Annotated in this window: 17 protein-coding genes; 4 read left to right on the top strand and 13 right to left on the bottom strand. The window is 49.3% G+C overall.

Annotated elements, in window-relative coordinates; all coding sequences use genetic code 11:
* Positions 1-29: 29 nt before the first annotated feature.
* On the bottom strand, positions 30-299 hold the full coding sequence (locus MJ770_RS06875; RefSeq protein ID WP_239250868.1) for a type II toxin-antitoxin system HicB family antitoxin: 270 nt from the start codon (positions 297-299) through the stop codon (positions 30-32).
* Between MJ770_RS06875 and pepN the strand changes: the two genes are divergently transcribed.
* Complete coding sequence (pepN, locus tag MJ770_RS06870; RefSeq protein WP_338140727.1) at positions 276-3,071, top strand: aminopeptidase N; 2,796 nt, start codon at positions 276-278, stop codon at positions 3,069-3,071. The two genes, MJ770_RS06875 and pepN, sit on opposite strands and share 24 nt — an antisense overlap.
* A 227-nt stretch (positions 3,072-3,298) precedes the next feature.
* Here pepN and MJ770_RS06865 read toward each other — a convergent pair whose 3' ends face one another.
* The 5 genes from MJ770_RS06865 to MJ770_RS06845 form a co-directional block, all read right to left on the bottom strand.
* Positions 3,299-3,484 carry a hypothetical protein gene (locus MJ770_RS06865; RefSeq protein WP_239250867.1) on the bottom strand — a complete coding sequence of 62 codons (186 nt, stop codon included), beginning with the start codon at positions 3,482-3,484 and terminating at the stop codon, positions 3,299-3,301.
* A gap of 24 nt (positions 3,485-3,508) precedes the next feature.
* Positions 3,509-3,817, bottom strand: a complete 309-nt coding sequence (locus MJ770_RS06860) for a hypothetical protein (protein WP_239250866.1) — start codon at positions 3,815-3,817, stop codon at positions 3,509-3,511.
* A gap of 71 nt (positions 3,818-3,888) precedes the next feature.
* Complete coding sequence (locus MJ770_RS06855; RefSeq protein WP_239250865.1) at positions 3,889-5,145, bottom strand: NADH-ubiquinone oxidoreductase-F iron-sulfur binding region domain-containing protein; 1,257 nt, start codon at positions 5,143-5,145, stop codon at positions 3,889-3,891.
* A complete protein-coding gene (locus tag MJ770_RS06850; protein ID WP_239250864.1) occupies positions 5,142-6,758 on the bottom strand; it encodes an FAD-dependent oxidoreductase in 1,617 nt (538 codons plus the stop codon). The genes MJ770_RS06855 and MJ770_RS06850 overlap by 4 nt, the downstream gene beginning before the upstream one ends.
* Positions 6,759-6,777: 19 nt before the next feature.
* Positions 6,778-7,404, bottom strand: a complete 627-nt coding sequence (locus MJ770_RS06845) for a 2Fe-2S iron-sulfur cluster-binding protein (protein ID WP_239250863.1) — start codon at positions 7,402-7,404, stop codon at positions 6,778-6,780.
* Positions 7,405-7,725: 321 nt separating this feature from the next.
* Here MJ770_RS06845 and MJ770_RS06840 point away from each other — a divergent pair, with 321 nt between their 5' ends.
* Together MJ770_RS06840 and MJ770_RS06835 are read left to right on the top strand one after the other, a co-directional pair.
* Positions 7,726-8,385 (top strand): GNAT family N-acetyltransferase, encoded by a 660-nt coding sequence (locus MJ770_RS06840; RefSeq protein WP_239250862.1) that lies wholly within the window; start codon positions 7,726-7,728, stop codon positions 8,383-8,385.
* Entirely contained in the window at positions 8,382-9,275 is an 894-nt protein-coding gene (locus tag MJ770_RS06835) for a carbon-nitrogen hydrolase family protein (RefSeq protein ID WP_239250861.1), read from the top strand. The genes MJ770_RS06840 and MJ770_RS06835 overlap by 4 nt, the downstream gene beginning before the upstream one ends.
* A 202-nt stretch (positions 9,276-9,477) precedes the next feature.
* On the opposite strand, the gene MJ770_RS06830 is transcribed toward MJ770_RS06835, so the two are convergent.
* Positions 9,478-9,852 carry an Hsp20/alpha crystallin family protein gene (locus MJ770_RS06830; RefSeq protein ID WP_239250860.1) on the bottom strand — a complete coding sequence of 125 codons (375 nt, stop codon included), beginning with the start codon at positions 9,850-9,852 and terminating at the stop codon, positions 9,478-9,480.
* A gap of 14 nt (positions 9,853-9,866) precedes the next feature.
* Complete coding sequence (locus MJ770_RS06825) at positions 9,867-10,286, bottom strand: Hsp20/alpha crystallin family protein (protein WP_239250859.1); 420 nt, start codon at positions 10,284-10,286, stop codon at positions 9,867-9,869.
* Between the two features lie 487 nt (positions 10,287-10,773).
* Here MJ770_RS06825 and MJ770_RS06820 point away from each other — a divergent pair, with 487 nt between their 5' ends.
* A complete protein-coding gene (locus tag MJ770_RS06820; RefSeq protein WP_239250858.1) occupies positions 10,774-12,987 on the top strand; it encodes an SdrD B-like domain-containing protein in 2,214 nt (737 codons plus the stop codon).
* A gap of 328 nt (positions 12,988-13,315) precedes the next feature.
* Here MJ770_RS06820 and MJ770_RS06810 read toward each other — a convergent pair whose 3' ends face one another.
* From MJ770_RS06810 to MJ770_RS06790, 5 genes are all read right to left on the bottom strand, one after another.
* Positions 13,316-13,684, bottom strand: a complete 369-nt coding sequence (locus MJ770_RS06810; protein ID WP_239250857.1) for a hypothetical protein — start codon at positions 13,682-13,684, stop codon at positions 13,316-13,318.
* A 245-nt stretch (positions 13,685-13,929) separates the two neighbouring features.
* Positions 13,930-14,490 carry a lipid-binding SYLF domain-containing protein gene (locus MJ770_RS06805; RefSeq protein WP_239250856.1) on the bottom strand — a complete coding sequence of 187 codons (561 nt, stop codon included), beginning with the start codon at positions 14,488-14,490 and terminating at the stop codon, positions 13,930-13,932.
* 974 nt (positions 14,491-15,464) lie between these two features.
* Positions 15,465-16,130, bottom strand: a complete 666-nt coding sequence (locus MJ770_RS06800) for an AbiU2 domain-containing protein (RefSeq protein WP_239250855.1) — start codon at positions 16,128-16,130, stop codon at positions 15,465-15,467.
* Between the two features lie 99 nt (positions 16,131-16,229).
* The gene (locus MJ770_RS06795; RefSeq protein ID WP_239250854.1) at positions 16,230-17,666 is read right to left on the bottom strand and encodes an exonuclease domain-containing protein; all 1,437 of its coding nucleotides are present in this window, start codon (positions 17,664-17,666) and stop codon (positions 16,230-16,232) included.
* Positions 17,667-17,745: 79 nt separating this feature from the next.
* Positions 17,746-18,252: a hypothetical protein gene (locus MJ770_RS06790; protein WP_239250853.1), complete on the bottom strand. Its 507-nt coding sequence runs from the start codon at positions 18,250-18,252 to the stop codon at positions 17,746-17,748.
* Positions 18,253-18,424 lie beyond the last annotated feature (172 nt).

Genomic DNA, 18,424 nt, shown 5'->3' with positions numbered 1-18,424 from the left:
GCTTTATGCCATCTGGGTCAGGCGTTGCATCAAGCCACCGGCTCGGCGCTTTCACCGTGTCGTGTCGGTTTCGGGATGGGTTTTCCGATATGAACTCGCGCTGAAATCCGGGCGGAAAATGTATTGCGTGCATTGAGAACGGCCTCTGTCTCGGTTTCGCCATCTGATATGCAACCCGGAAGATCGGGAAAGGTAATCAGATAACCCTCGCCGTCTTCTTCCGTCAGCAGCTCAACTACATGGGCATAGGCTTCGAACGGAAAAGAAGGTTCAAAATGCGTGATAGTAATTTCGCTCATTATTGCAACTCCTTTGCTTTATCGACCAGCCCCACAAGCCCTAACCCTGTTAAAATTCGCTTCTTCTCACTCCCTCTTGACCTGCCGATCATGACCCAGAACTCGACACAGAACCTGCCCGTTACCATCCATCGCAAAGACTACACTGCCCCGGCCTATTGGGTGAACATCGTTGAAATAGGTTTCGATCTCGACCCCGCGGCAACGCGTGTGTCCACGCGCATCACGATGCAGCGCAATAGCGCATCACCCAACAAAGATGTGGAACTGCTGGGCGACGGCGTGAAGTTGGTGGCTTTGCGCATGAACGGCAAGACGCTCCGCAAAGGTGCCAAGGGTTACTCAATAGCAGACGGAAAGTTGCGCATCGCCAACGCACCGGACGAGATCACGCTGGAGGTTGAGACACTGGTTGAGCCGGAGAAGAATACCTCGATGATGGGTCTGTATGTCTCCAACGGCAATTTCTTTACCCAATGCGAGGCGGAAGGTTTCCGCAAGATCACCTGGTTCCCCGATCGCCCGGACGTGATGGCGAAATACACGGTGATGTTGCGCGGCGACAAGAATAGTTATCCGGTGTTGCTGTGCAATGGCAATCTGATCGAAGAGGGAGAGCTGCCCAATGGCCGCCACTATGCCAAGTGGGAAGACCCGTTCAAGAAGCCTTCTTATCTGTTTGCATTGGTGGCAGGCAAGTTGGTGTGCCAGGAAGAAAAATTCAAATTAAATAGTGGGCGAAAAGTGCTGCTGCAAGTGTGGGTGGAGCCGGGTAATCTGGACAAGACGCAGCATGCGATGGATTCGCTCAAGCACAGTATCCGCTGGGATCAGGAACGCTACGGGCTGGAGCTGGATCTGGACCGTTTCATGATCGTTGCGGTGGGCGACTTCAACATGGGCGCGATGGAAAACAAGGGCCTGAACATCTTCAACACCAAGTATGTGCTGGCCAACCCCAGCATCGCCACCGATACCGATTACGCCAATATCGAAGCGGTGGTCGGCCATGAATACTTTCATAACTGGACCGGCAACCGCGTAACCTGCCGCGACTGGTTTCAGTTGTCGTTGAAGGAAGGCCTCACGGTGTTCCGCGACCAGGAATTCTCCGCCGATATGATCGGTACGGACAGCGGTCGCGCAGTGAGTCGCATCGAAAATGTGCGCATGCTGCGCCAGGTGCAATTTTCTGAAGACGCGGGGCCGATGGCGCATGCGGTGCGGCCGGACAGTTTTGTGGAGATCAGTAATTTCTACACGGTCACGATTTATGAAAAAGGGGCCGAGGTGGTACGCATGTATCAGACCTTGCTAGGGCGTGACGGCTTCCGCAAAGGCATGGACCTGTACTTTGAACGGCATGATGGGCAAGCGGTTTCCTGCGACGATTTCCGCGAGGCGATGGCACACAGCAGCGGGCGCGACCTGAGCCAATTCGAACGCTGGTATAGCCAGTCCGGCACGCCGCAGCTCAAGGTGCAAAGCAAGTATGATGCCGCCAAACAGACTTATACACTGACGCTCAGCCAGCGCTGCAAGCCCGGTGCTGGACAAAAGAAACCGCTCCCGTTCCATATCCCCGTTGCGGTTGGCCTGCTCGATGCTAGTGGCCAAGACATGGCGTTGTATCTTGATGATGCAGCCTCTTCAGAACCAGCCCCCACCACTTGCGTGCTGGAGCTGACCAAGACGAAACAGACTTTCACCTTTAACCGCGTCAGCACAAAACCCACGCCATCATTGCTGCGCAATTTCTCTGCGCCGGTGGTGATGGAATACAACTATACCGACCAGGAGCTGGCGCAACTGATGGCGAATGACAGCGATGCCTTCAACCGTTGGGAAGCCGGACAACGCCTGGCGATGCAACGTCTGTTAAATCTGATTAAACAGGTACAGGCGGGTGAAGCGCTGACGCTGGATGAGTTGTTCATCAACGCCTTGCGCACCACACTCAACGACCCGTCGCTTGATCCGGCTTTCATTGAGGTGGTACTGACGCTGCCTTCGGAATTGATGCTGGCCGAACAGTGCGAAGTGATCGACCCGCAGGCGATCCACACTGCGCGCCAGTTCATGCGCAAAACGATCTCTGAAAGACTCAAGGCCGATTTCATCGCCGTCTATGCAGCCAACCAGACACCCGGCAAATACAGCCCCGATGCCAAATCAGCCGGCAAACGCGGGCTGAAAAACCTGTGCCTGTCTTATCTGCTTGGCTGGCAAGATGAATCCACGCTGCAACTGGCTCACGCGCAGATAGACGCAGCCGATAATATGACCGACCGCCTGGCCGCGCTGATGGCACTGGTGAATACCGGTAGCAAGACGGCACAACAGCCATTGAAAAACTTCTATAAGGATTTCAAAAACGAGGCGTTGGTGGTGGACAAGTGGTTCAGCCTGCAGGCAATCGCGATGCATACCGATGTAAAAGCGGTGCGCAAACTGATGACCCATCCAGCGTTCACGTTGAAAAATCCCAACCGCGCACGCAGCCTGATCTCCAGTTTCTGCAACGGCAATCCGTCACAGTTCCATGCAGCGGATGGCAGCGGCTATGCCTTCTGGACAGAACAAGTGATCGCGCTGAACAACCTCAATCCGCAGGTAGCCGCACGCTTGGTACGCACGCTGGATCACTGGAAAAAATACCAGCCCGCGCTGAAACAACAGATGCAGGCCGCGTTGCAGAAAGTCGCCGCAACCAAAGGCTTGTCCAAGGATGTGCAAGAGGTGGTGTTCAAGACTTTGGGTGAGGGAAATTAAAGGGGTAAGGCTCGGAATGGCACTATTGACTTGACCAGTAGGTAGGGTGGGTACGTTGTTGTGCCCACGCGGTCTGCGTCAATCATACCCTAGCACCGCATTTTCCATCGGATCAGACCAGCCATGCGCATAGCGATGAAATGTCGAATGCGGCCAATCAATCGCACGTTGTACACGCCCGTGTTTAACCGGGTTGAAATGAATACAATCGACATGGCGGGTAAAATTTATGCATCACGAATTTGGTGTTCCCAGAATCGCCGTTGCCAGATAGTCGATTCGCGATGTTTGAATTTTGATGCATTCACCCAGTCTGCACGACGATAATCTTCTCGGCAGGCCAAAGAAACCGCGCGCTTGATCATCATCCAACGGGTAGAAAAATCGGAATCACCGTCAGGCAATGTCCACACGCAATTTAGGGCGCCTCTAAAAATTCAATGTTCTAGGCAAGACAAGGCGCGAGTAAAAAATTGAACGCAGCATATATTTGATATGTAAGTGATAATTTTTTTCGAGTAACGCGGTATTGTGACGATGATTGGATTTTTAGAGGTGCCCTGTAAATGGTCAGGCAACAATACCCATGAATCAATGACGAAATGACGCGTTACACGCACCGTTTCGATTGAGGCACGCAATGCGTTACGAATTACTTCGTCACATAGAATCGACTGCCGCCGGTAAGCGACCACCGTAAAGAAATAGCTTGAGCCTGTAACCATTGCACGGCGATAACGTGACATTGCTGTTTACTCCAAAGTGACGAATCCGCGTGGGGAGAAAAACGAGAGTGGCTCTGTGCGTTATTTCACGGCTAATTTAAGTCGTCATTTAATGACTCTTTATATTCATCCAGAAAATGATAAAGCGAGCTATCTACAACTTTTACAGCACCATCCAATAAATGACAGCGCCCGCCTCCTGGTAAAATATTACATAAATCAACCAGGCTATCCAGATCGGCTTTTGAGCCTTGTCCCGTATCTATTTCACCTAACAACTGAGACATATAGTATGTACCCGTTTTACAAGCGGGGCATTGGCCACATGATTCTGCTGCAAAAAAATCAACATACTGCGCAACCCGTTTAACAATACCTGTCCCACGTGATACCACAATCATTGCACCTGTACCCAGAGCTGAACGTCTTTCTGAAACAGATTTAAAATCCAGATTAACATCCAGATCTTTTTCAGTCAGAATGGTATTTGATGGGCCGCCGGTAAATACTGCTTTCAGCTCCTTGCCTACCAACATACCCTGCCCATATTTAAATATGAGCTCCGTTAAAGGTGTGCCCATTGGCAATTCATACACACCGGGTGAAAGCACATCACCACTCAAGCAATATATTTTTGTGCCATTCGCTTCGCCTATGCCTAAATTTCGATACCATTGCACACCGTTACGCAAAATATGCGGGACGTTACATATGGTTTCTATATTATTTATCAGGGTAGGACGGCCATTTACACCTGAAGTAGTCGGACGCGTTTCTTTACCTCTTGGAAAAGGAAACTTGCCTTCGACTGCTTCAATGGCGGCTGTTTCTTCTCCGGCAATATAGTGTCCACTGCTGGCGACTATTGTGTATTTTAGGTTTAAGCCTTGCTGTAAAGCATTATTGTAAATTTCAGAATCTAGCCATTTTGCCAAGGCACTTTGCATAACTTCATGGCAGGATTTGAGGTTAGGATTAATATAAAAAACAACATTATTTATACCGCAAGCTAACGCTACAATTGTTGCGCCTTCAATCACCTGAAACGGCGTTTCTTCCAATAACACTCTATCTTTAAATGTACCTGGCTCATCTTCATTGCCATTACATATTAAATATTTTTCGGTATTTGTCTGATCAGCAATGGCTTGCCATTTTATATGTGTGGGAAAGCCGCTGCCGCCAAGACCAAGCAAACCTGCGTCTTTAATCTTGGAAATAATATCGGCAGGACGCTCCAAGGCATTTTTTAAACCTTGCCCACCCCAGCCATTTGCCCAGAGGTTATAGTCTGCACCCACTCTGCTATTTTTGTGCAACAGAACCTGATTAAGCACATTTTCCATCATTTACTCTTTTTATTTTTATGTAGCCCGGAATAGTCTGAATCTGTTTCAAACTTTGCATAAGCTGGAAATAAAATAGGACCTTTTGAGTCCATTGGCATATCGGCAAGCATCAACTCTCTGCGCAAACGACTTAAATGTTCAATAGAGATTTTTCTAAAGGGCTTTCTTGGTGAGTATTTGGCTGCATGGATGCCTGCTCTGCGACCGAAACTTATTATTTCCAGCAGTGAATTACCCATTAATCGGTTACGTCCATGAATGCCGCCGCTCACTTCACCGACACAATACAAGCCTGGAATATTTGTTTGTCCATGCTTGTCAATGATAACGCCACCATTCTGATAATGAAGTGTTGGATAAATAAGTAAGGGTTGCTTACGCGGGTCTATGCCGGACTTTTTGCCGATTTTAATTAATTTAGGAAATCGAGCATTAAAAATGCCAGGATTTTTAAGCTCTAAGCCAGGGGTATCAATCCAGATGCCTTGTATACCATTCCCTGCATCTACGCCCCGACCTTCTGCACATTCACGCATGATTGCCGCAGCGACTTTATCTCGCGGCTGTAACTCATCAACAAAGCGTTCTCCCTGAGCATTTAATAAGTATGCACCGGCAGATCTCACGCCTTCGGTAATTAACGTGCCTGATAAATGCTGCGGATACGCCAGGCCAGAGGGATGATACTGAAATGAATCAAGATCCCGCAGCTTCGCACCTAGCCTGTATGCTAAAACCAGCCCATCACCCGTTGCGCCGAAGTGGTTTGAGGTAGGAAAACCATTCAAATGCAAACGACCTATTCCACCCGTGGCAATGATCACCGACTTGGCTTTTACCAGCTTATAACGATTGTCCTCTAAAGAGGACAGCACAGCGCCTGTGCAATGGCCATCCTCATCGGACAACAACTCTACTGTAGGCACATAATCCAGCACCTCAATTTCAGTGCTGCGCACCGCCTCCTTTAGCACCCGCATCATTTCAAGACCGGTGTAATCCCTGAAATAGACCACTCGAGGAGCCGTGGTTCCACCAGCCTTTCGGGTAAGCAAATCACCATATTCATCCAGATCAAACTGCATGCCTTGCTGGATCAGCCAACGAATAACATCAGGCGCACTCATTACCATTTCAGCGACAAGTTTTTTATCTACCGGCCTGTCTGCACTGCGCAAAGTGTCATCATAATGCTGCTGTGGCGTATCATCTTTTTCTATAGAAACCTGCACACCCCCCTCAGCCATCACGGTATTACTGTCGCCTAAACGTAATTTAGTTGCGATAAGTACACGGGCGCCGGTCTCTGCAGCGGTGAGCGCGGCGGCACATCCGGCACCGCCACCGCCAATGATCAATATGTCTGTTTCAATGACTTGCGCACCTGCAAGGTCGGCCTCATCAATACGTGCATCAGCCTGTAACATCTCGGCTAATTGAATATGACAAATATCGCCCTTGTTCGGGCCAATCTTGAGTTGAACGCACGCGTCTTTGAAATAGTCCGGGTGATATTTTTCAAGCAACCCTTCATAGTTCACTTCAGGCAAAGGTCTTTCTGCGACAGCCTCATAGTTAGCTAATGCTTCCTGGTAAGAAATATTATTAGTCATATAATTTTTTATCTCTGCATCAGATGACGACTTTAAGCTCACCCTTGCGTAATCGCTCAAGCCTGTTTATTAAATTAGATGGACGTGTATGCAAGTGAGCAGTAACTCGACGAGAAAAAATGCCAACATGATTCGGGGCAATATTTTCAGGGCATGCGCTTTGGCAAAGGTCACACAGCACACATTCTGTAAAAAGATCACCGGCTTCTCTGAAACGTCCCTTGGCGGCAAGAATCACGCCTCTTTCGACATTGATCCCTTTGGGGCAAGTTGTATTGCAACCACCACAATGCCGACAATTTTCCGCTTCCGGAAAAATCGTATGGAAATTGTCCTGTACTTCCCATGAATTACGGATATCTTCTAGTTTGTAATGCTGCTGAGCAGGCGTTGGGAAAGCAAGGAAATTAACCTGCATGCCTTCTTCAATCAGCACCTGACAACCTAATTCAGTGGTTATGTTTTGAGAGTTTTGCCTGCGCACCAATACCCTGCAGGTGCCGCAAACACCCTCAAGGCAACCCACGCTTTTTATCCTGGGATAGCCCGCATGCCATAACGCCTGAATGACTGACAAATACTCTGGAGCGCTTATAGCTTTTCCATTAATAGTCGCATTTATTAAAGTTTCTGTAGTTTGGTTCATATTTTGACTGGCATATAGGTAAAAGTGTGTTCGTTTTTGTTGGCGCTGGCTTCGGATTGACCAGCAATGCTGGGCTAAAACTGACCAGATAGAAATTGTTGTATAGCGTACTACGCAGATCTAGATAAGTCGACAAAGACTGTAAGTGATTTTGACCTCCTGTTTGAGTTTATGTGATGCGATTTGGTGGGCCGCTAACAGTGAAGAGCACCCCTGAAAATCCAAATTTTGTCACACGCAAAGCGATGCGAATCTGGGGGCAATTGGATTTAAAAAAGCGTAAACTTGCCATTGGTTAAATCACACGGATCATAATTCAGTATGAGCAGGAAAGTCGTTATTCGCAATACCACCCATGAAGATGTAATTCCGTTGATCGAGTTGCAAAAGCACGTCTATCCGACTATCCCGCCCTGGCGTGAGGATCTGCTGCTGAATCAGCTGGAAGTGTTTCCTCAGGGGCAGTTCATCGCCGAGATCAATGGTGAGTTGGTTGGCGCGTCGAGTTCGTTCGTGGTGCTGTGGGATGAATGGCAGGTGGAACATACCTGGAAAGAGATCACCGCCCGTGGCAGCTTCAACACCCACAATCCCGAGGGTCGTACGCTGTATGCAGCCGAAGTGTTCGTACATCCGCACAAGCGCGGTGCGGGGATAGGGCATGCACTGTATAACGAGCGCCGGCGTCTGTGCCGTCGGCTTAACCTGAAACGAATATTGGCCTGCGGTCGTCTGCCGGGCTACCATCTTTATGCAGACCAGATGCCCGCCGAACTCTATGCGCAGAAGGTTGTGTGGGGCGATCTTCAGGATCCGGTGCTCAGCTTCCAGTTGCGCGAGGGATTTCAATACTGCGGTATCGTTGTCGGCTACATACCGGAAGATCAGGAGAGCCATGGTTATGCCGCCCTGATCGTGTGGCTCAACCCGCGTTACAATGCAAAGAAGCCTAGTCTCATCATGCAAGGAAAAGCCCCGTGAAAGTCCGCATCGCCGCCGTACAATATCTACTCCGCTCAATCAAAGACTGGGACGGTTTTGAAAATCAGGTTCGCTTCATGCTCAAGGCAGCCGCAGAATACAAGCCGAACTTTGTGATGCTGCCGGAGATTTTTACCAGCCAGCTGCTGTCATTCATGGATGCGGATACCGATATCAAGGCCGCTGTACGGCGCATGCACGACTTCACCCCGCGCTATCAGGATCTGATGATCGAAATGGCCAGAAAATACGGGTTTTACCTGATCGCCGGCAGCCACCCCAACCTGCGTGACGGCCTGCTCTACAACACCTCGTTCATGTTCTCACCGCAGGGCGAGATGTTCATGCAGGACAAAATCCACCGCACTCGCTGGGAGCGCGAAAAATGGGATACCTCGGCGGGGAGCAAGCTGCACCTTTTTCAAACTGAATATGGCGCGGTCAGTATCCTGATCTGCTATGACATCGAGTTCCCAGAATTGTCCAGGATGGTGTGCGAGGCGGGCGCGGATATTCTATTCGTGCCGTCATCCACTGACGACCGCCAGGGTTACTGGCGCGTACGCTACTGCGCCCATGCGCGCGCCATTGAGAACCAGGTCTACGTTGCGATGACCAGCACCGTGGGCAACCTAGCGGTGGAAGGTCTGGGGATGCATTACGGTCAAGCTTGTATCATGACGCCGTCTGATTTTCCGTTTTCGCGCGATGGCATTGCAGCGGAAGGCGTGACCAACATGGAACAGGTAGTGGTCGCAGATGTCGATCTCGATGCGCTGATGCAGAACCGCCTCAACGGCACGACTATCCCGCTCTACGACAAAATGCGCGAGGTGTATCTGAACCCTGTCGATATCGTTAAAACGCGGAGTAGCGCAACAAAATCTTGATAGGCTGACGCAGCCTGATGCTATGGGGCAAGCCGTTAAAATGCGGATGACTTTTGATCGGTGAACTTACACTGTAACTGGGGCTGGCCCTCTGCCAAGGTATTCCACCAGCCCCCTATTCTCTATAATTCTTTCAATTTACATGATAAACCTCCTTGTCGATATCCGGCAGTGGAGTAAACCCACCGCCGGGTGATGAAATTCAGGTAGCCTGCACTTCGATCCGGCGCGGCTGGGCATGCTCGGCCTTCGGAATGCGTAATTCCAGCACGCCATGTCGGAATCCTGCCGTTACCTTGTCTCCATCAAGTTCCCGCGACAGAGTGAATGCACGGCGGTAACGCGACAGATCCACTTCAGCGTGGATCGCCTCCATGTTCGGCGGGGAATTTATTTCCAGCTCGCCTTCCATAATTAGATTGTCGCCTTCCACATGGATGGACAACTTTTCTTTTGGTACGCCAGGTAAGTCGGCATACAGTGTAATGCCGGTTGCATCTTCGACTACCTGCACTGCAGGGCGCATGGCTGCATTCTCTTCACTCGCATTTTCACGTTTAACAACTTTCTCGCTCATGGCTTTCTCCTTTCTCATTGAACCGAAATCCGGCGCGATTGGGCAGCTTCCCTGCGCGCCACGCAGATGTGTAGCACGCCATCACGATAACTGGCTGTAGTCGAATTCAGCTCGATGTCGTCCGGCAGCGATACGACACGTCGGAAACGCCCGGTGAAATGTTCGCCAATATGTCTGGTCGCTCCCTCGGGCGGCACTATGTCTTTGCGCTCGCCACTGATGGTCAGCACGCCATTCTCGACTTGCACATCAAATTCCTCCGGTGTCATGCCAGGCGCAAAGGCATACACTTCAACCGACTTCGGTGTTGTGCCAACGTTCATGGCCGGATAGCCTGGAGCCGCACCGCGAATACTAGGGGAGCCGTCATAATCACGCTGCAACCGCTCCAGTTCCGCGAACAGATCGCGGGGAAAAATACCTCGATAATGCATGATGTCTCCTTTCAACGGGTTAATGCAGGCAGGATTGCCATACTCCACAATTTGTAGACACGAACATACAATTTCAAGTACTTGAAAATGGATAAATATGACCCATATACGGCGCCTCTGAAAATTCAAGTTTACGAGCAGCCGCTTCGCAGCTTACTGCTTATTTACCCCGTAGCCAGGCAAGACAAGGCGCAAGTAAGAAATTGAACACAGCATATATTTGACATGCAAGTGATCATTTTTTTCAAGTAACGCCGTATTGTGCCGAAGATTGGGTTTTTAGAAGTAACCTGTAAATGCTCAGGCGACTATACCCATGCATCAATGACGAAAGAACAAATTCACATGGGTTTACACCACGATTTTTGGTCATTTTGCGAATGATTTTCACCGTGTTTGACAACTGAGCCAGCTTTCCGTACCTTCAAAACTCATGGAAAAAGTGGTTTATTTTTCCTATACCCCTACGCTAACAAGGTCGATACCAATGGAACATGGATACCACCCGAAGAAATCGGGGAACCCGATAAATGCCTTTTCTGCGATCTTAATTCTTTATTTAGCTATCGCCAGCTCTGCCACTGTGGCGGCGCCATTATCCGTCGGCTCTACTGCTGTGGCGGCGCCATTATCGAGTCTTGGCAACCGCGTCTGGTTTGATACCAACAATAATGCCTTACTTGATAGTGGGGAAATTGGGCTTAATGGGGTCGTCGTTGAGCTCTTCCTGGATACAGGCGCAGGTATTGACCCTTCATCCGATACACCTTATCTGGTAACCACAACCAGCAACGATCTCACCAGCGGTGACGCCGGATACTATCTCTTTGATGATTTATCTGACGGTGATTACATTGTTCGTATTGCGCCATCAAACTTTGGTCCAGGCGGCGTATTGGTCGATGGGCTCGGTTCGCCCTTTTCCAGCAGTGAAAGTGGCGGTGCGACTGAAGCCACTTACCTGTTGGATAATCAACAAGACAATAACGATAACGGTATTGACGAAAACCTGCCGCAGAATAACGGTATTGTTAGTAACGTTATCCAGCTAACTGGCGCAACCGAACCCGATGGCGATATGACGATCGATTTCGGTCTCTATGCACCTGCTATGAGCATCGGAAATCGGATCTGGTTTGACTCCAACCACAACGGCCTTCTCGACACTCCCGGTGACGACAATCCGGCAGCACCCGGGAACCCCGGGATCGGCGGCGTCACTGTACTTCTCTATAATGCCGGCAACGATGGAAAACCCGTGGGGCAGCCAATCGCTCGAGACATTTTCTCCAGTTCAGGCTACTACCTGTTCGATCTCCTGGATACTGACGCCGCGTCGGCAACGGACGATGGAGATGGGCTCGGCGGAATAATATTCCCCGGGAATTACGTTGTTGTATTACCGCCAGAGAATTTCGGCAGCGGTGGCGCACTAGAATTTCATCTGCCCACCCGCTTCAATATTGACAATACCACAGGCGTGGAAGCCGTCTATCCAGCGTCCGGCGACGACGGCAACAGCAACGGTACGGCAAGTGCAAGCTATGGTGTCATCAGCCCTCAAGTATCGCTCGTGACAAGTAATGAGCGAGACGATGAATCGACTGGTTTGGAGCCGGGAATCGGAGATGGCGGCAACAACATTCAGCCCAGCAACAGCGACCTTAGCATCGACTTTGGTTTCTATATTCCCATGAGCATTGGCAACTTTGTGTGGGTTGATACCAATAATAACGGCCTGTATGAGAGTGCTAGCGAGAGCCCGGTGAATGACGGGACCTTACTCAGCCTTTATCAGGCAGACGGCGCCACACCTGTTGATGATCCTGCCAATCCAGGTACGCCGTACCAAACCGTAACAAGCAACGGTTATTACCTGTTCGAAGGTCTGCCTCAGGGCGACTATGTGGTTAGAGTAGACCTCCTGAACTTTCTCCCGGCAGGGTTATTGGCAGGCTACTTAAGCAGTGATGCTCTCGGGGCTGGGTTCCAGGACAATAGCGACACTGACTCGAACGACAATGGCTTTGATGACGCTCCAACTACTGCTGGAATAAAAAGTGGGGTGATAGCACTGACTTACAGTACCCAGCCCGTGTCCGAAACTGTCAGTGGGAATCCGGCTGATGGCCCGGATGGGTATGGCAATCTGGGTGAGCAGGACATTAACAGCAACCTGACCATCGACTTTGGTGTCTATTTACCTCCCACAGGAAACGCTGTACTCATCATCGCTAAGACACCCGACAACGGCACTATCACCGCCAATGATGATGCCGAGTTCACCATCACAGTAGAAAATACCGGCTCGCAAGCGGCGATCAATGCGACTCTCAGTGACCAACTTCCCGCTCCCGCGGCGACTCCCTGGATTGTAAGCGAACAACCCGACAGCGGAGCCTGCTCTGTTGACGGTAACAACCTGCTAACCTGCAATTTTGGCGATATCGGTGTGGGTGTAGTAAAAACGCTCAAAGTTAGCACCACCACGTCCCATAACCAATGTGGCAACTATGAAAATATCGCAGCAAGAGCGACTGCTGACAATGCATCACCAGTGATAGACGGTGGCAAAATTAACTGCCAAGTAACGACCACAACACCGCATGCTATCCCGAGTGGGAGTACAGCATTCTGGGCAATGACTGGGGTATTGCTGGGCTTACTGGCGATGGTGGAGTTGAGGCGGCGACGGGTATAGGCGAAACATTGGCGGAGGTGCAGTGACCACCTGATTGCTTCCACACCTACGGGTGGCGAATGCTGTTCTCCGCGTCTATGAATTAAGTAGGGTGGACACGGTTTTGTGCCCACGCAGTTTGCTTAGCGGTGAAATGTCGAATGAGGCCAATCAACCGCACGTTGTACATGCCCGTGTTTAACCAGGTGGAAATGAAATGTAGTCAACATGGCGGGCAAAATCATTTTCATCTCGAATTTGGTGTTCCCAGAATCGCCGTTGCCAGATCGGTAGGTTCGGCTGAAACCCACTTAACTTAGTGGCATTCAGCTTTGACCTCTTAGTTCCGTTAGGTATTTGCTCCCCCTTTCGACACCCATTCTCCCAGCAGAGCGCCACACCCTGATGCCAGTGCGATGAATGGGGCAGAAAGCAACATAGCGAAGAAAGTACTCTCGATGCCAATAAAGTCTCCGAAACCAAACGTTCCTGCAATGTAACCTCCAATACTCACGACGAGGATGGCCGGAATAAAGGTAGTAGCGCCAACTTTAAACTTGTTACGTGGCGCAAGGAATGCTGCCACGGCAGCGCCAATTAGCGGGATACACCAGCCCAAGAACATGACGAACTCATTGCACACAAAACCGATGACTACGTAGTAAACAACGATGCCGAGTATCAAGGCTCCAGTTGCAGAAAGAAAAGCTCTCAACATGTGCATGCCTAACGTTTTTTATCATTGGCAAAATAGGGCGGAGGAGTCAAGTAGCGTGGGCACGTCTTTGTGCCCACGCAAACAGCGTCAATCATATCCCATCACGCACATAGCGGTGAAATGTCGAATCCACGTGGCCACACATACATGCTCACCCTATATGGCTTCGGCAAATCTGTTTTAACCATTCATAGCCATTTTTTCTGAGGGGTAAATTGTTATTTCTCAATATCTTGCAATGCAATTCAACGCTTGATATGGGGAATTTTTGTACCTTCAATGCTTACGCTCGCCATGAGTCCCTGCATGTCAAATATGAAAGCATAGGCGTCATCTTTTAATGTTGTTGTGGAAACATTCTTAGCGACTCCTTCATTCATCACAACTACAGACGGTCCTACACCCACTTCCCAGCCCTTCGATTTCTCTAGATAATTTATGGCCTTATCGTTCATGAGAAACAAAACGTAACCATACGATTGTGCACCTGCCTGCAAACCCCAAGATACTCCTACCGAATTATAATATCCTGCAACAGAGCCATTTTTCATTAAGACCCCTTCACCATAGCTCCCTCCAAATACAAGTCCGGCTTTGACAATTTTGGGGAACACTAATACGGCCTTCGCCATTTTTGAAAAATCTGCTGCAACAGGATTGGACTTGATTAAACTTTGAAGTGCTTGAGTAGCCTCTTTGTTCAAGTCTTCCGCGGATTCAGCGGCATGGCTACTAGCTGTAGTTAATGAGAACATTACGACAGTCATGAGAAATAATCTGTGAAAAATTAGCTGGGCTTTCATCATCAATTATCTCCTTAAAAATTAATTTTAAAAAAGTCGGTTGCAATCAATAGTGCTAAATAATAAGCGAATTCATAATTGTAAGATTCACAAAGAACAAATCAGGCTCGATACTTATTGAACGATGGACGAATTTGGCAAGTTATTCTGTGCGCTAGCGCACTCTTCAGGCAGCGTCAATCATACCCTTCAGCACCGCACTTTCCATCGCAAAAGCCAAGTCATACGCATATTTTCCATCACGCACATGGCAAAGAGAATGAGGCCAATCAACCGCACGTTGTACATGCCCATGTTTAACCGGGTTGAAATGAATGTAATCGACATGGCGGGCAAAATCATTTTCATCACGAATTTGGTTTTCACGGAACCGCCGTTGCCAGCTCGGTAGGTTCGGCTGAATAAAATGAAGCCCAACATAACAGGAGGTGAATCAACTGATGCGTTACCAACGTAACGATTTAACGTAAGTCACATAAGGCCGGAGGCTCGCGGCGACTGATAAATGACAAGGGTATTCGTACCTGCCACCTAGCCAAGCGTGAGTGAGTTGTTGGGCTGTCTACTCCAAAATGACGAGAAGGATAGCAACCAAACATTATTTAAATGACTTTGACCCGAATGCCACTAAGTTAAGCCTTTTTAGCATGATTTGACTATTGTTAAATCCGCGTCAATGCTGACTTAACTTATTGTTTTAGCTATGCTGAAGCCCCATAATTTAGTGGCATTCGGCTTTGACCACTTTATTCGACCCCTTTATTCCATCAAGAATGGCAGGTTGAGCAGAAGAGGTTGCTGGAATGGTAACTATTTGCGGTGGAAGTTGGAGTTTCACGCGGAACAGAACCCGACGGCGCCGCTACGATCAGAGAGATATTTCCATAACAAGCAGATTCACAGCAGCCTCGCCGGGCTTGTCCAACAAACGGTTCAGATTGCGGCTCGCTTCGCGATCACAATCTAACCTTAATCAGTTAGCCCGTATTTGCATTTGTAGCACCACGCTGAGCGGTGTTGAGTAATCTCCCAAGGTCGTCCGGTGCACTCCACGAAAAGAACGAACCATCGAAATCGGAAGAGTAGTCATTGAGTACTGAGCCCATCACATCCCCTGCGGCCTCAATATCACCCCAAGTGATTTCAGCCTCACTTTGTAAACGCGACCTATCGTCGAAATATTGCCTATCAAAGTGGCCATGAAACTTGTCTCGGCGAAGCTTAATGCTTGGCAAGACAACGAGTGATCTAATTTTTTCGCGATCGGAATTTATTGAATCCAAAGTGATTGGTTTGCGATCTTTGAGCATCCAATAATCGTCAGAGTATGACCTTCGGCGTTGTAGTTCCTTAACTGAAAGCCACTCTCTGTTGTATTCGATAAACGTTAAAAAATGAAAGAGGCCCCTTTCGCCTTTTTCGTCAAAGAGCTTATGTGCCCACAAGATGACAATGTTAAAAAGAGCCTCTTCCGTTACATGAAAGAAACCTGGTGCAAGATTGATCTCGTGTAAGTGATCATATTTGTGATCGGAGATCTGTCGAAGAACCGAAACGCTGTCTCGGAAACAATGAATTTCCTTTCTCAAGTGCTCACGATATTGGGCGAACTCTTGCTCGAAAGCTGGGCAGGCGAGTTTCATGTGGGCTAACGTTTGACATGAGCGGCAGCCAACGGCGCCACCGACCTTGACGGAGCGAGCCAGTGTGCCCTGCCGTTGGATGTCCGCTCGATGGAAGGGTTAGGCATCTCTGTGCCCGGTGGATGTGCCCTTTGGCTGCTTCGAATTAGTTACTGTTGACTTTCGTCGCTTCTTCTTGACTCGAGGAGTGGGAATTTCGCGTAACGCCAAATATAAATGCCCGGTCGCAAGGCTGTCATCTTGAGCGCGGTGAGAACGGGCAGCTGGTAGTCCAAGGTGTTCTACAAGAGTTGCCAAGCGATGGCTAGACAGTTCAGGTAATTTTCGTCGGGCGATGGGCAGTGTATCGAGTATTCGACTCGGCGTAGGATAGTTAAAGTATTTCAAGTATCTTCCAATGAATCGCATGTCGGATGATGCATTGTGGAACACCAGCCGATGACTGGATATGAATGCCACGAAGTCTCGAATAACTAACTCAGGATGGGGAGCTTCCGAGATCATGGACTGAGTGATTCCGGTCAGTCGAGTAATCGCCGCCGGGATGACCTTCTTGCTGCGAACCAGCGAACAGAAGATCTCATCAACCTCGCCATCAGCGAACTTCACTGCGGCAATTTCGATAATCGAATCATCATTGGATAGTCCCGTAGTTTCTACGTCAACTGCCACGAACCGGGACGTTGCAGGCCTGCGCTTAATTGGAAATGACCGAGTGACCTGGAAGTCTGGATGCTGCTTGTTGTGGCACGGATGGCACAAAGTAGCAAGATTGGAGTCAGCGTTGGTACCACAGCGAGACAGCGGTAGAACATGGTGAACGTGAAGTTCCCCCTGGGCGAAGCCGCGTAGGCAACAAACACACCGATAGCTGTCGCGAGCGCGAATTTTCCTTTTCTGTACTTCGTATTCGAGCGGCTCGGGTCTTGCCAGCGCGGTTCGTTCAAAATTGATCAGGCCAACCAAGAATGCTCGGATGAGCCTTATCTCTTTAGACTTTGTTGGTTTGTCACTTTTGGCGTCATCTAGAAGTTGCTGAATCTCTTGTTCGACAATCGCGGGAATTCGAGTCACACTCGATTCGGCTGCACGAATCTTGGCGTCAATCTCTTGTTGTTTGAGCGCGTGATTTGCGATCGCCTCGCGGTACACAGCTAGCACTTCGTCTCTGCGACGTGCTACAACGTTTGCTATTTCTTCACGACGCCTTGTATCGTCAACCATCGATCTGTAAATCGACTGGAAGATGCCTTCGCCGCGTCTCACTGCTCCCTCTGCGTACGCATTGACGGCATCAAGCGCAGCGGCGGGCAGTTGTGGTGGCGTTGTCCGGAGGCCGCGAAGGCAGGCAAACTCTCTCTCGGTGGACTCCGTGTGCCGGGAAGTCGCTGAACTGCGTCGCTCACCAACAATCGTCGCCGGAGATATCTCCGAGCTCGACAGTTCGGTCACGCACCATTGGCAGATTGCCAATTGTTCGGTATGGAAGCGAATGCGCCGCTTCGGGTTGCAGCAAATTTGGCAGAGTGGCTGCATGGTCGGTGATTGAGATGCCTAACGCTCAGGTTGTGGAGCGCAAGGCGCGAAGCGGTGCAGCGTCCCAACGAACCACTTGTTAGCCTTCATTCTCGCCAATATCTTCGGCATACTGCGGGGCACCAATACCGTTCCATCCGGTATTAATTGATGCATTACAAACAGAACATACAAAATGGACTCTTTCACCCTTTTTTTGGTTAGTATTCAAGACTGATTTACTTTTTTGTTGAAAACAGTTTGGGCAGAGCCAATGAGGCTCATCTCCATTTGCGTGTGATTTCTTTAGGTGGTAAACGGAAACCGGTTGTCCAGGCCATGGCGACATTAATTGATATCGTGTCTTTTCAGATTCCCATTCACTAGACTGTGCAATTTGATCTTCCAGCTCTCTAACTTTATCTATAAGCCTTTGGCGCTCATCGTTAACTGCGAAGATGGCTTGCTGAGCTTCAATTAGCTTCGAGTTTAATTCTATAGAGAGTGCCGAAAGCTCTGCGTGATTGTGTAAAGAGGCTATTCCTTTAGTAATGTCTAAAGCGCCCTTAAGCGCAGTAGTGATTGCGGTAATGCTAGATATATCCATATTCTCCTCTCGATTCGGATTTGAAGGCTAACGTAAAGTAGAAACCCGAAAAAATGCCGATAAAGGCCCCTGTTAGGTGCACAAACTGGCGCTTATTTGATAATTCACTGTTTTAATTGAATGCAAAACCTGCATCACACCCGAATTTGAGTTGTAAATACACCATTTCATT

Origin of the sequence: Candidatus Nitrotoga sp. M5, from assembly GCF_927904885.1 — a bacterium.
GTDB lineage: Bacteria > Pseudomonadota > Gammaproteobacteria > Burkholderiales > Gallionellaceae > Nitrotoga.
Note: the sequence above shows the minus strand (reverse complement) of the source record. Positions and strands in the feature narration are given on the sequence as shown.